Below are 14267 nucleotides of genomic sequence, written 5' to 3' on the forward strand. Positions count from 1 at the left end.
TTATATAAGTAATATAAATTAAAGTATATGGTTATATATTTATAAATATTTAATAATAAAGTAATATTTATTAAATTGAAAAACTATAATTTCTAAACATAGAGAAATAGTTGTTTACAGTATGTTAAATAATAGTTAAATATATGTTATTTAGTAAATAATATGGTATAATATGGTGTTTAGATAATGTGTAGAAGATTTATAAAACTAAATCTTTAATTGTTATTTTTAAGAGGGTAAAAGCTATATAGTATGGCATTTATTTAGGAGGATTTACTATGAAAATAGGAATTGATGTGGGCTCAACCACAATTAAATCTGTTGTTTTAAATAACTTTGGAAAAGTTATTTATCAATCATATGAACGTCATTATTGTAAAATAAAAGAAAGGACTTCAGAACTGCTAAAGAAAATTAGAGACAAGTATCCAAGAGAGAAGTCCATGGAACTAAGCATTTCTGGATCTGCTGCTATGGGCATGGCTGAAAAATGGAAGGTACCCTTTGTTCAAGAGGTTTATGCAACAAGGATTGCTGCAACTACTTTAGAAGATGATGTGGATGTTATCATTGAATTAGGGGGAGAAGATGCTAAAATACTATTTTTAAAGGATGGTATGGAAGTAAGGATGAATGGCTCATGTGCAGGTGGAACAGGAGCATTTATTGACCAAATGGCTACTTTGTTAAATATGTCATTAGAAGAAATGAATGAGACTGCTAAGGATTATAAAAAGATTTATACTATTGCTTCTAGATGTGGAGTTTTTGCTAAGTCAGATATTCAACCTCTTTTAAATCAAGGAGTTGTTAAAAGTGATTTATCAGCAAGTATTTTCTTTGCTGTTGTAAATCAAACTATTGCAGGATTAGCTCAAGGTAGAGTTATAAAAGGTAATGTATTATATCTAGGAGGACCACTAAGCTTTAACTCAGAATTGAGAAAAGCCTTCGACAAAACTTTAAATTTAACAGGAAAGTGTCCAGATAACTCACTATATTATGTAGCTTTGGGGGCAGCCTATTATGCTAGTGAAAAGATAGATATAGATAACTTGATTATTACTTTAAATAATTATCGTGAAGATGAAACTTATTCTATGGCACCACCACTATTTAAAACAAAAGAAGAGTATGATGAATTTAAGCTTAGACATGAAAAAAGCAAGGTGCTTGTCAAGGATGAAATTGAAACTTCATCACCAATAACTATAGGAATAGATTCTGGTTCTACAACTATAAAAATTGTTGCTATTAATGAAAATAAAGAAATTGTATCTTCAATTTATAGACCTAATAGTGGAAATGCTGTAGAGGTAGTTAAGGAATACTTAGAAAATATATATAACACATATCCCGAAGTTAAAATTTCAGCAGTTGCAGCAACAGGGTATGGTGAACAATTAATAAAAAATGCCTTTAAGGTAGATTATGGTATGGTAGAAACGGTAGCTCATTTTACAGCAGCCAAACATTTTATGAATAATGTTGACTTTATTATTGATATAGGAGGACAAGATATAAAATGTTTTAAAATACATAATGGAGCTATAGATAATATATTTTTAAATGAAGCTTGTTCATCAGGTTGTGGCTCTTTCTTGCAGACCTTTGCTAATGCATTAGGATATTCAGTTGAAGAATTTGCTAACTTAGGATTATTCTCTAAAAATCCAGTAGATTTAGGTTCTAGATGCACTGTATTTATGAATTCTTCTGTAAAGCAGGTGCAGAAGGATGGAGCTACCATAGAAGATATATCAGCAGGATTATCTGTTAGTGTAGTTAAAAATGCACTATATAAAGTAATTCGTGCCAGTAATGCAGAGTCTCTAGGAAAAAATATTGTAGTTCAAGGAGGAACTTTCCTAAATGATGCTGTACTTCGTGCCTTTGAACAAGAATTAAATGTACAAGTCCTTAGACCTACAATTTCTGGGCTTATGGGTGCTTATGGAGCAGCTTTGTATGCTCATGGAAAAAATAATGATAAAAGTACTATTCTTAATAAGAGTGAATTAGAGAATTTTAATCATGAAGTAAAAATGACTAATTGTGGGCTTTGCAATAATCATTGTAGATTAACTATAAATACCTTTGGAGAAAGTAGAAAGTATATTGGTGGAAATCGATGTGATAGACCTATAAGTAATAAAAATCATGGAGAAGTGTCCAACATATATGAGTATAAGAGAAGCTTACTAGATAGTTATCCTAAAATTTCAGGTAAAAGAGGAAAAATTGGGATTCCTATGGGATTAAACATGTATGAATTATACCCATTTTGGTATAAATTTTTTACAACCTTACAGTTTGAAGTAGAAAAATCTGAACCATCTTCAAGAGAAATTTATCTGAAGGGGCAAACAACTATACCATCAGATACAGTATGCTTTCCAGCAAAACTAATTCACGGACATGTACAGTCACTAATAGATGGTGGAGTAGATACAATTTTTTATCCATGCATGACCTATAATATACAGGATAGTTCAGCTGATAACTGTTATAACTGCCCAGTAGTTGCATATTACTCTGAAGTAATTCAAGGAAATATGCCAGATGTTTCAAAGGTAACCTATATTTATGATTATATAGGAATTCATAGACCTAAGGATTTTCCAAAGAAGATTCATAACATATTGTTAAAATATTTTAAGGACATATCTTTAAAAGAAGTTAAGGAAGCAACTACTCTTGCTTACAAAGAATATGATAGATATTTAAAAAAAGTAAGGACAAAGGGTGAAGAAATTATTGAGAAAGCAGAAAAGGAGGGTAAAGATATAATTGTCCTTGCTGGTAGACCTTATCATATAGATAGTGAGATAAATCATGGAATTGATAAGTATATTAATAGCTATGGAGCTGCAGTTATATCTGAAGATGTGATTTCTCATAAGGTAGATAAGGTAGACCTTCAGGTGTTAAATCAATGGACATATCATGCTAGATTGTATAAGGCAGCTAAGTATATAGCAGACAAGCCTAATATGAATTTAGTTCAGTTGGTTTCCTTTGGTTGTGGTGTGGATGCAATAACTACCGATGAGGTAAGAGAAATTTTAGAAGAGTCAAATAAGATATACACCCAAATTAAGATAGATGAAATTACAAATTTAGGAGCGATACAAATAAGACTTCGTAGTTTATTTGCAGCAATCCATCAAGGGGAGGGTGAATAAGTAATGGATAATGAAAATAAAGTAACCTTTACTAAAGAAATGAGTAAAGATTATACTATATTAATGCCTATGATGGCACCCATACATTTTGAAATTTTAAAAAATGTATTCCTAAATAGTAAATATCACATAGAACTGTTAACTAATAAAGGTGAATCAGTAGTACAAACAGGACTAAAATATGTTCATAACGATACTTGCTATCCAGCTTTACTGGTTATAGGTCAAATGATAGATGCTTTAAATAGTGGAAAGTATGATATTAATAAAACAGCTTTAATTATCACTCAAACTGGAGGAGGATGCAGAGCATCAAACTATATATACTTACTTAGAAAGGCATTAAAAAAGGCTGGATATGGACAGGTTCCTGTTATTTCTTTTAATTTAGCTGGAATGGAAAAAGATAGTGGCTTTAAAATAACATTGCCTATGGTTCATAAAATGTTATCAGGAGTTATTTATGGAGATCTTTTGATGCATTTGAGCAATCAAGTGAGACCTTATGAAATAAGTAAAGGTGAAAGTGATAAAGTAATAAAAAAATGGATTGAAGAGTTGACTTTGCAATTTAAAAATAATAAGGCTTATTCTCTAAAAAAAATTAAGACCAATATGGATAACATAACAAAAGACTTTGCAAATATAAAAATTGAAAAAACTCCTAAAGTAAAGGTGGGTATAGTGGGAGAGATATATATTAAATATGCAAGCTTAGGGAATAATGATTTAGAAGCATTTTTAGCTACACAGAATTGTGAAGTTATGATACCGGGAATTCTTGGATTTGTATTTTATTGTACAGATGAAAGAATAGACAATATAAATCTTTATGGTGGAAGTAAGGCAGTTAAGTTTATTGTTCAAAAATTTATGAATTACCTATTTAAAATTGAGAGTTTACTTATATCTTCAGTAAAGGAAAATTCAGATTTTATACCACCATCATCCTTTAAAGAAACTAAAAAGTTAGCAAAGGGTGTAGTTGGATATGGTAATAATATGGGTGAAGGATGGCTTCTTACAGCAGAAATGTTAGAATTGAATAATTTAGGATATAAAAATATTATATGCACTCAACCCTTTGGATGTTTGCCCAATCATATAGTAGGTAAGGGAATGGTACGAAAAATAAAAAACATTCATCATGATGTTAATATCGTACCTATAGATTATGACCCTGGTGCTACTAGAGTAAATCAGGAAAATAGAATTAAACTTATGCTTGCCATTGCAAAGGAACAACTAGATCATAAGGAACTTAATATCAATCCTAAAGATATTAATAGTGATATAGATAAGGAAATTGCATTAGTGTAAAACTACAAATTTTAAAAAAGTTGTTTAATTATAAATCTGAATAGATATTAAGAAATCTATTGTATAATAAAATAATTCATAATATGGAATTAAATTAAATTGTATGATATTATTAACAGGTAGAGAAAAGAAGTAATCAAACTGTTAATAAGGCTTGTTGGTCAAGTGGTCAAGACGCCACCCTCTCACGGTGGAAACAGGGGTTCGATCCCCCTACAGGCTACCATATTGTATTGAAGGATTTAGCTATTATAGTTAAGTCCTTTAATTTTTTATATTGAAAATAACTTTTAAAGAATAGATAATAATTAAGTTTTTCTATTATATAAATAAGTATATGAATCTTACTTAATGAAGATAATAATATAAATTACATTTTAGGAGGTAAGATTATGAATTTAAAAAGTGAACATCATTCTTTATTAAATAATAATCCAGGAACTATAGAAAGAGATCTTGGAAGGGAAGTAAGAAATAAGGTTAGTGATAATGAATTAAAGAGTGAAGCTAATACAAAGAGGAACAAGGAGTCTATAGAAAATTCCATAGAAAAGGGAGAAGGATATCTTTATAACACATTAGAAGATTAATATATTGAAATTATTATATCTAGGGGAAAGCAAATTTACTTTATAAATAAGTAGATTTGCTTTATTTGTTTTAATATTTATAACCCTATAAAATAATTAATTTTATATTCAAGTTATTAACCTCTTATTGCTATAATTATAGCGAAAGGAGGGGCGATATGGGAAAAATTGATGAAATGGATAAAAGGGTTTGTGAAATGAGACAAAATTTACAAAAGTTAATTAGTGAAAAAACTAATTTACTAGATCCAGAAGTAATCATCGCAAGCCAAAAACTCGATGTGGTTTTAAATGAGTATCATGCAATACTGAGAAAAATCCTCGAGTAAAACAAAAGTTGGAGAGATCTAAAGTCTCTCCTCCAAGGAGATAAAATAAATAAAAGTATCTATATAATCTAAAATATAGATTTTAATGCATATAAGTAGTAGAATGGTAATATGTTGAAAATATAAGCTAAGTAAAATATATATATTTTATTTAGCTTTCAAATTGGATTAGGGGGACATAATGTGAGCGGTAATCAAAGAAAAAGTAAAGTGAAAAGTGGAGGAAAGATTTTAATTCCAATAATAATTATGCTTTTTGTAATTTATGAAGCTAGGAGTATATTTAAGGAGATAGATATAAATCAGGTTCTAGACATATTAAGAAATATACCTAATACATATCTTGTAATATTCTTAATATCTGCAATTATATCTATATCATTTTTATGCTTTTATGATGTAGTACTAGCTGATCATTATAGATACAATATAAATAAGTTTAAGGTATTTGTAGTTGCATGGATTGCTCATAGCTTTAATGACATAATAGGGTTTGGAGGGCTTACAGGAGCTACACTTAGAACTGTTTTATTTAAAGATGAAAATATTGATACTAAGGACATGATAAATTTTAATATGATACTAATACCTACAACTATAGTGGGCTTATCAGTTATGTGCTATTTAGGTGTATTAGACGTATTTAAAATATATCCATTATTACATAACCAAAAGTGGCTTTGGATAGTAATATTAATATTTTGTGCTTTTCTACCTATATATTATTTTTTAGATAGGTTCACTTGGTTAAGCAATAAACTTGAAAAATTTAATTTATACTTTGAAGGAAGTATAAATTTAAAGGTAAGATTAACCCTTCTATCTACCTGTGAGTGGATAGTGAGAAGCATGATGTTTTTTACCATAGCTAAATATTTTAAAGGTGATGCAAGCTTTGTATCAGTTACAGGAGTAAATATATTAGCATGTATTGCTGCACTTATAAGCTTTATACCAGGAGGTGTAGGGTCCTTTGATTTAGTAGCTATAATAGGACTAAAGACTCTGGGGTTTTCGCCTAACTCAGCTTTATCTATAACGCTTTTATTTAGACTATATTACTTTATAATACCTTGGATTATTGGAGTAATTCTATGGGTAGGAAGAGTAGTATTAAGGTCAAATAAATTAGATAATCATATACGAGAATAAAATAAGTTAATACAATAAAAGAAGAGGATGAATAATGAAAGATATATTAAAATTACTACAAAACAATTTCCTTTTTAAAGGAATTGATTCTGAGAATCTAAAAAAAATTTATGAGGAAACAAAATATCATATTAATAAATATGATAAAGGGGAAATTATTGCCCATGAAGAAGAAGAATGCAGTACTATAGGACTTATATTAGAAGGAACCATTGAACTTCAAAGGATATATCCAAGTGGTAAATATATAGTTTTAAATAAACTTACCCTTGGTGATGTATTTGGAGAAGCCATAATATTTTCAAAGCAAGAGAATTATCCAGCAACAGTTATTGCACTAAATCAATGCAGTATATTATACATTGATAAGGTAGATATGTTAGAACTATTTTCAAGAGAAAAAAGAATTCTTGAGAATTTTTTAGAACTTCTTAGTAATAAAGTGCTAATGCTAAATTCTAAAATTAAAAATATATCTTTTAAGAATATAAGGCATAGAGTTATAAATTACATATTAGAAGCTATGAAACTACAGAAGAATAGTACAATTAAATTAAAAGAAAGTAAAGAAAGTATTGCTGCAGCTTTAGGAATACCAAGACCATCATTGTCAAGGGAGCTAATAAATCTTAGGGATATGGGATATATAGATTTTGATAGAAGCAATATAAAAATATTAGATATAGAAGCTTTAGAAGAAGAAATGTTTAATTAAACATTATATAAAAGATAAGTATTAATAAATATGAAATACAAATAATGTAAATAAAAACATTTAAAAAATATATTATTACAGGAGTTCGTAACATAGGTTACGGACTCCTGTATTTTTTTTATGTACAATAAGACCATAGTTCAAATGAATTCAATTATTAAATCAACAAAGTAAAAAATATTATTAAGAAATAAAGGGGAGTTAAATATGGAGAATAAGATGTTTTGTTTTCAATGTCAAGAAGCAGCTGGTTGCAGCGGATGTACTGTAAGAGGAGTTTGTGGTAAGACTCCTGATCTTGCAAAACTTCAAGACTTATTAATATACAGTTCAAGAGGAGTATCAGAAGTAGCTACAAGAGCTAGGGAAGAAGGAGTAACTGTTTCTAATATAATAAATAGAGCTGTGACTATGAATCTTTTCACTACAATTACCAATGCAAATTTTGATGATGCAGTATTCTATAAAATGGTTAAAGAAACTTTAAATCTTAAGGAAGAATTACTTTCAAAATTAAGCAATAAAGAAGGTTTAAGTGACGCTGCATTATGGACAGCTAAAACAGAAGCTGAAATGGATAGTAAAGCTGGTTTAGTAGGAGTACTGTCTACTGATAATGAAGATATTAGAAGCTTAAGAGAAATGATAACTTATGGATTGAAAGGATTAGCTGCATATGTTAAACATGCTAATGCATTAGGATATGATGATGAAGCCATATGTGCATTTATGCAAAAAGCTTTAGCTGCAACAGCAGATAATAAGATAACAATAGATGAGTATATAGCATTAACATTAGAAACTGGTAAAGTTGGAGTAGACGGTATGGCATTACTTGATAAAGCTAATACTGAAAGCTATGGACATCCAGAAATTACAAAAGTAAATATTGGAGTAAGTAATAAGCCTGGAATTCTTGTGTCTGGACACGACTTAAAAGACTTAGAGCGATTATTAATTCAAACAGAGGGTACAGGAGTAGATGTATACACTCACTCAGAGATGTTACCAGCTCACTACTATCCAGCATTTAAAAAGTACTCACACTTCATAGGAAACTATGGAAATGCATGGTGGAAGCAAACAGAAGAATTTGAGAGCTTTAATGGACCAATTCTTATGACTACAAACTGTATTGTACCACCTAAAGATAGCTACAAAGCAAGAGTATTTACTACAGGTGCTGCAGGATATACAGGATGTACACATATTGAAGCTGATGAAAAAGGAAATAAAGATTTTTCAGCATTGATAGAATTAGCTAAAACTTGTGAAGCTCCAATAGAAATTGAACATGGTGAAATCATTGGAGGTTTTGCACACAATCAAGTATTAGCCTTGGCTGATAAAATTGTAGAAGCAGTAAAAACTGGAGCTATAAAGAAATTCTTTGTGATGGCAGGTTGTGATGGTAGACAAAAGAAAAGAGAATACTACACTGACTTTGCAAAGGCATTACCACAAGATACAGTAATCTTAACTGCAGGATGTGCGAAATATAAATATAACAAGTTAGACTTAGGTGATATTGGAGGAATTCCAAGAGTACTTGATGCAGGTCAATGTAATGATTCATACTCACTAGCATTAATTGCTTTAAAATTAAAAGAAGTATTTGAGTTAGAAGATATAAATGAATTACCAATAGCATTTAACATTGCATGGTATGAGCAAAAGGCTGTAATAGTTTTATTATCTCTACTACACTTAGGAGTAAAAAACATTCACTTAGGACCAACGCTTCCAGCATTCCTATCTCCAAATGTAGCTAATGTTTTAGTTGAAAACTTTGGAATAGGTGGAATCACTAATGTAGAAGATGATATGAAAATGTTCATGGAAATGTAGTTGAAAAAATAAATATATAATTAAGCCCAATATGTAACTATTAAAAGAGGTTCACTAAAATTAATATTCTAGTGAACCTCTTAATTTAGTATAGATTTCTTTATTTAAGTCGAGATTCAATCCAAGCTAGGGCACCTGGATGCATAGAACCATCATTATCCAAAGTAACTTGAGAAATGAAAAATATTTCATTATCTTCTTTTACTTCATCTAAAGCTAGCTTTATATCCTTAGAATTCATTTCAGTATGTAAAAGAAATGTGGTTGGCATAATGTTTGCCCAAGCCCCTAAAGATTTAATTTTTCTAGGCAGATTACTATGGTGGTGATGATGGTCGTGGTTGCAATTCTCATCATGCTGGTGATCATGGTCACATTCATGATTATGAGTTTCAGCTATATAATAAGTTATTTGATATACAGACATTTTATTACCTCCTCTAGGTAAGTTTATGGTTATTTAACATGTATTATACATAAAATGAAAGTGATTTGCAATTAATAATTCATTAAAACGATTATGAGTAAGAAATATAAAATATAAATTTTGTAGACCTAAGAAATAAAATAATTTATTATAATGTTTACAACTTAAGTAATGTATGCTATATTATTGGTAAATGATTACAAAGAAAAGGAGCGGTATGAAATGAAAAAATTATTTATAGTTTTAAAGAAATTTAATAAAATCCATACTGCTTATAATAATAGGGTTATTTAAGGCTTTATTTATGTAATTTATAATATTTTTTAATTAAGTAATTATAATACCTTGAGCAGAGAAATGGATAATTTTCTATGCCAAGGTATTTTTTTATTAAATAATTCAAGGTTATGGAGGCGTGTAAGATGAGAATTAAGAGTGGAATTTTTAGTGTTAGATTAAGAGGCTAAAAGGTGGATTTATGAGTTGCCTTAAATGTGGCTATCTAAACATATGATTTAGATAGTAGAATTTACTCCGTATATATCATGGAGATTTCTTTAAAGAAGTAAACTTTAAAGTTAAAATTCTATAATCATGAATCCGTACTATAGTAGCTTAAATAGTATGATTAAAGGAGATTATGGAAATGGAAAGAAAAGGAATAGTAGTAGGAATAAATATAAATAATGAAAATGGATTTGAAGAATCTATGGTTGAACTTAAGAATTTATGTGTGGCCTGTGATATTGAAACTAAGGGAGAGCTTGTACAAAATTCAAAACAAATCAATAAGGCACATTATATTGGAAGTGGAAAGCTAGATGAATTAAAATCATTAGTAAATAGTGAAGAAGTAGACATAGTAATTTTTAATAATGAGCTATCATTATCACAATTAAGAAATATAGAAAAGACTATTGAATGTGAAGTTATTGATAGAACTGCACTAATACTAAGTATATTTGCTGAAAGAGCAAAAACTGGAGAAGCAAAACTTCAGGTAGAGGTAGCAAGACTTCAGTATTTATTACCAAGACTAATTGGGGCTAATGAAAATTTAGGTCGTCAAAGTGGAGGTGTAGGAACAAAAAACAAAGGTGCTGGAGAGAAAAAGTTAGAGCTTGATCGCAGAAAGATTGAGGCCAAAATAGCTGCCTTAAACAAGGAGCTTGAAGAGTTAAAACATCAAAGAGAAACACAGCGTAATTTAAGAAGAAAGTCTAGTGTGCCTCAAATAGCCTTAGTTGGATATACTAATGCAGGGAAATCATCAATTATGAATAGTATGATAGATACATTTAAAGATAGTGAAGAAAAAAAGGTTTTTGAAAAAGATATGTTGTTTGCAACCTTAGAAACGTCTATAAGAAGCATAAAGTTAGATGATAATAAAAAATTTTTATTGTCAGATACAGTAGGGTTTGTAAGTAACTTACCACACAATTTAATAAAGGCCTTCAGATCTACCCTAGAGGAAGTTTGTGAAGCTGACTTATTACTCCATGTTGTAGATATTTCTAATCCAGATTATAAACATCATCTTAAAGTAACAAATGAAACATTAAAAGAGATAGGAGCAGAATCAGTTCCTATGATTTATGTTTATAATAAGATTGACTTAGTAGATGATTATTTAACTGAAAAAAATGGAGTTTATATATCAGCAAAGAAAAATTTAGGTATAGATAAACTTGTAGAAACTATATCTAATAAGGTATTTAATAATTATATAAATTGTAATATGTTTATACCTTATGATAAAGGAAATTTGTTATCTTATTTAAATGATAATGCAAGAGTTATAGATAGAAAATATAGAAATGATGGTACTGAGTTATCTATTGAGTGTTCCAATATAGATTATGAAAAATATAGGGAATATGTAATAGACTAAATTAAAAATAATTAAAAAATATTAAAAAGTATTGACAGAAGTTCAATATGAATATAATATTAATAGCATATAAATTCAAGAAATTCTATGAAGAGAAAAAGTAAGTAGTATTTTTGTTCCAAAGAGAGTTGGCATTTTGCTGAAAGCCAATGTTCAATATACAACTGAAAATCATCTCTGAGAAGCAACGCCGAAATATTTTAGTAGGTTTTGCCGGAGTCTTTCACCGTTAAAAGAAAAGCGTATTGTTAGATACGTATCTAAGTGTTGTAATTGAATCTATTAATGTATTGTTTTTAGATTTGTTTACAGAATTAGGGTGGTAACGCGGTTTAACCCGTCCCTTGTTTTTCAAGGGACGGGTTTTTTATTTTACATTAAAATTTGAAAATGTAAATAAGTAAAGGCATAGAAGATCTTTTGGATGTATATCAGTGCTAAAAGAAAGGAACTAAGGCACTAATAAACTGAAAAGGGGGAATATTATGGATATTACAGGTGATATTATTAGCTAGTAGAAAATTCACAGCATAAACGAGGGGGAATAAAAATGAACAACTTATCAAAAAAAGATTTAATATTAATAAGCTTAATGCTTTTCTCATTATTCTTTGGAGCAGGAAATTTAATATTTCCACCATTTCTAGGACAATTAGCAGGGGGAGCAACTTGGATTTCTATGGCAGGATTTTTTATAACGGCAGTAGGATTTCCTGTTTTAGGAGTAGTTGCAGTAGCTAAATCAGGGGGACTACATAATTTGGCTAAAAGAGTTAATCCGTTATTTGCAGGGGTATTTACAGTACTTATATATTTATCTATTGGACCTTGTTTAGGTATTCCAAGAGCTGGAAGTTTACCTTTTGAAATGGCTGTAGCACCATATTTGCCAGAAAGTATATCAAAAATTTGGGCACTTTTTATATTTACTTTAATATTCTTTTCAGTGGCTTATTGGCTTTCATTAACCCCTGCTAAATTAGTGGATCGTATGGGTAAGTTTTTGACACCAATCCTATTAGTACTAATTTCACTAATTTTTATAGCGTCAATTTTCAGACCATTAGGTAGTTATGGAGTAGTCACAGAAGAGTATGTAAACTCACCTTTTGTTAAAGGTTTTTTAGATGGATATTTAACTATGGATACCATAGCAGCTTTAAATTTTGGAATAGTTATGGCCTTAGCTATAAAATCTAAAGGAATTAAGGATGAAAAAGTAATTATTTCTACATCTGTAAAGGCTGGTGTAGGTGCAGGCGGATTATTATTAGTAGTTTATTCTATACTGGCACATCTAGGAGCAACTAGTGGAGGAAGATTTGGAGCTACAGAAAATGGAGCACAAACTTTAACAAATATCATGACTTATATATTTGGAAAACCAGGTGCTGTACTGTTAGCAGTGATATTTACATTAGCTTGCCTTACAACCTGTGTTGGACTTATAACTTCCTGTAGTCAATATTTTTCCGCATTAACTAGTAAATTATCATATAAAAATTGGGTTAGAATATTATCACTTTCTAGTATGATTCTTGCCAATATGGGATTAACAAAAATTCTTGCTATATCAGTACCGGTATTAAATGCAATTTATCCAATAGCAATAATGCTTATAGTCCTTGCAATGTTAGATAAGTTTTTTAATGGAAGTACGGTGGTATATGGATTAACGATATTGTTTACAGGGATTGTAAGTGTTGCTGATGCATTAGGACAAGTTGGAATTCAATGGAACTTTATTGTGAATTTATTTAGCAAGTTACCTCTCTATTCTAAAGGACTAGGATGGGTGATACCAGCACTAATTGGTATAGTATTTGGAGGTGTATACAAGTTAGTTGAAGAAAAAATAAACTATAGTAAAGTAAGTCAATTATAAAAATACTCTATCACTGTAATTTTCAACATAACTTAAAAGAAAGACATGAGATAAGTGTATTAAAATTATAAGGGGAATAATTTTAATAAAACTGTTGACATTCACGTTGCGTAAAGCTGTATATTAAATATTAGGAGGAGTGAGAATATGGAATATACAGTGCAAAAATTAGGTAAGTTAGCAGGGATAAGTACAAGAACCCTTAGATACTATGATGAAATAGGAATTCTTAAGCCGGCAAGAATTAATTCATCAGGATATAGAATTTATGGGCAATCAGAACTTGATAGACTGCAACAAATACTGTTTTATAGGGAATTAGGGGTTAGTTTAATAGATATAAAAAATATAATAAATGAACCTTCCTTTGATGGGATTAATGCACTTATAGAACATCGCCTTAAACTCCTTGAAAAAAGAAAACAAATAGATTTGTTAATAGCTAATGTTGAAAAGACCATAGCTAACAAAAAAGGAGGAATTAAGATGAGTAATAAAGAAAAATTTGAAGGGTTCAAACAAAAACTAATAGATAAAAATGAGAAGAAATACGGTAAAGAAATAAGAGAAAAATATGGTGATGAGGAAGTAAATAAATCTAATGCAAAAGTAAAAGGTATGTCAGAAAAAGAATATGAGGAAGTAACAAACCTTGCAGAAGAAATTATGAATACTTTAGTAGCAGCTTTTAAAACAGGTAATCCAGCTGGAGAACTAGCTCAGAAAACAGCAGAATTACATCGCAAATGGATAGAATATTACTGGAGCAGTTACAGTAAAGAAGCCCATGCAGGAATTGCCCAAATGTATGTGGATGATGAAAGATTTACAGCATATTATGATGATAAACAACCAGGAATGGCAGCTTTTTTAAGGGATGCTATATTCATATATACTGGAACTGATAAATAATAATATAAAC

At 29.6% G+C, this 14267-nt stretch carries 11 protein-coding genes, 1 tRNA gene and 1 other annotated feature; of the genes, 11 read left to right on the plus strand and 1 reads right to left on the minus strand.

What is annotated here, in order from left to right:
- Window positions 1-278: 278 nt before the first annotated feature.
- The 8 genes from B2694_RS14465 to hcp all read left to right on the plus strand — a co-directional run bounded on the left by B2694_RS14465 (window position 279) and on the right by hcp (window position 9139).
- Window positions 279-3185, plus strand: a complete 2907-nt coding sequence (locus tag B2694_RS14465; RefSeq protein ID WP_346886341.1) for an acyl-CoA dehydratase activase — start codon at window positions 279-281, stop codon at window positions 3183-3185.
- A gap of 3 nt (window positions 3186-3188) precedes the next feature.
- A complete protein-coding gene (locus B2694_RS14470; protein ID WP_346886342.1) occupies window positions 3189-4505 on the plus strand; it encodes a 2-hydroxyglutaryl-CoA dehydratase in 1317 nt (438 codons plus the stop codon).
- 151 nt (window positions 4506-4656) lie between these two features.
- Window positions 4657-4731 (plus strand) — tRNA-Glu (locus tag B2694_RS14475).
- A gap of 166 nt (window positions 4732-4897) precedes the next feature.
- A complete protein-coding gene (locus tag B2694_RS14480) occupies window positions 4898-5095 on the plus strand; it encodes a hypothetical protein (protein WP_035133185.1) in 198 nt (65 codons plus the stop codon).
- 158 nt (window positions 5096-5253) lie between these two features.
- Window positions 5254-5424 carry an aspartyl-phosphate phosphatase Spo0E family protein gene (locus tag B2694_RS14485; RefSeq protein ID WP_346848271.1) on the plus strand — a complete coding sequence of 57 codons (171 nt, stop codon included), beginning with the start codon at window positions 5254-5256 and terminating at the stop codon, window positions 5422-5424.
- 183 nt (window positions 5425-5607) lie between these two features.
- Window positions 5608-6576, plus strand: coding sequence for a lysylphosphatidylglycerol synthase domain-containing protein (locus tag B2694_RS14490; RefSeq protein ID WP_346886343.1), 969 nt, complete (start codon window positions 5608-5610; stop codon window positions 6574-6576).
- Between the two features lie 34 nt (window positions 6577-6610).
- Entirely contained in the window at window positions 6611-7291 is a 681-nt protein-coding gene (locus B2694_RS14495) for a Crp/Fnr family transcriptional regulator (protein WP_346848273.1), read from the plus strand.
- Between the two features lie 207 nt (window positions 7292-7498).
- On the plus strand, window positions 7499-9139 hold the full coding sequence (gene hcp / locus B2694_RS14500) for a hydroxylamine reductase (protein ID WP_346886344.1): 1641 nt from the start codon (window positions 7499-7501) through the stop codon (window positions 9137-9139).
- A gap of 100 nt (window positions 9140-9239) precedes the next feature.
- Here the strand turns inward: hcp and B2694_RS14505 are convergent, their stop codons facing one another.
- Window positions 9240-9566, minus strand: coding sequence for a hypothetical protein (locus tag B2694_RS14505; protein ID WP_035133196.1), 327 nt, complete (start codon window positions 9564-9566; stop codon window positions 9240-9242).
- A 646-nt stretch (window positions 9567-10212) separates the two neighbouring features.
- Between B2694_RS14505 and hflX the strand changes: the two genes are divergently transcribed.
- The 3 genes from hflX (at window position 10213) to B2694_RS14520 (ending at window position 14257) form a co-directional block, all read left to right on the plus strand.
- A complete protein-coding gene (gene hflX / locus B2694_RS14510; RefSeq protein ID WP_346886345.1) occupies window positions 10213-11460 on the plus strand; it encodes a GTPase HflX in 1248 nt (415 codons plus the stop codon).
- A 78-nt stretch (window positions 11461-11538) separates the two neighbouring features.
- Window positions 11539-11808: a binding site (T-box leader), on the plus strand.
- A gap of 202 nt (window positions 11809-12010) precedes the next feature.
- On the plus strand, window positions 12011-13345 hold the full coding sequence (gene brnQ / locus B2694_RS14515) for a branched-chain amino acid transport system II carrier protein (RefSeq protein WP_346886346.1): 1335 nt from the start codon (window positions 12011-12013) through the stop codon (window positions 13343-13345).
- Between the two features lie 147 nt (window positions 13346-13492).
- Window positions 13493-14257, plus strand: a complete 765-nt coding sequence (locus B2694_RS14520) for a MerR family transcriptional regulator (RefSeq protein ID WP_346886347.1) — start codon at window positions 13493-13495, stop codon at window positions 14255-14257.
- Window positions 14258-14267 lie beyond the last annotated feature (10 nt).

It is taken from the genome of Clostridium sp. UBA4395 (assembly GCF_002390995.1).
GTDB classification, from domain to species: Bacteria; Bacillota; Clostridia; order Clostridiales; family Clostridiaceae; genus Clostridium_J; species Clostridium_J sulfidigenes.

Excerpts from the sequence above, each read along its gene's own strand:
- B2694_RS14465 (WP_346886341.1), top strand. The coding sequence starts at position 279 with ATGAAAATAGGAATTGATGTGGGCTCAACCACAATTAAATCTGTTGTT.
- B2694_RS14470 (WP_346886342.1), top strand. The coding sequence starts at position 3,189 with ATGGATAATGAAAATAAAGTAACCTTTACTAAAGAAATGAGTAAAGAT.
- B2694_RS14480 (WP_035133185.1), top strand. The coding sequence starts at position 4,898 with ATGAATTTAAAAAGTGAACATCATTCTTTATTAAATAATAATCCAGGA.
- B2694_RS14485 (WP_346848271.1), top strand. The coding sequence starts at position 5,254 with ATGGGAAAAATTGATGAAATGGATAAAAGGGTTTGTGAAATGAGACAA.
- B2694_RS14495 (WP_346848273.1), top strand. The coding sequence starts at position 6,611 with ATGAAAGATATATTAAAATTACTACAAAACAATTTCCTTTTTAAAGGA.
- hcp (WP_346886344.1), top strand. The coding sequence starts at position 7,499 with ATGGAGAATAAGATGTTTTGTTTTCAATGTCAAGAAGCAGCTGGTTGC.
- B2694_RS14505 (WP_035133196.1), bottom strand. The coding sequence starts at position 9,566 with ATGTCTGTATATCAAATAACTTATTATATAGCTGAAACTCATAATCAT.
- hflX (WP_346886345.1), top strand. The coding sequence starts at position 10,213 with ATGGAAAGAAAAGGAATAGTAGTAGGAATAAATATAAATAATGAAAAT.
- brnQ (WP_346886346.1), top strand. The coding sequence starts at position 12,011 with ATGAACAACTTATCAAAAAAAGATTTAATATTAATAAGCTTAATGCTT.
- B2694_RS14520 (WP_346886347.1), top strand. The coding sequence starts at position 13,493 with ATGGAATATACAGTGCAAAAATTAGGTAAGTTAGCAGGGATAAGTACA.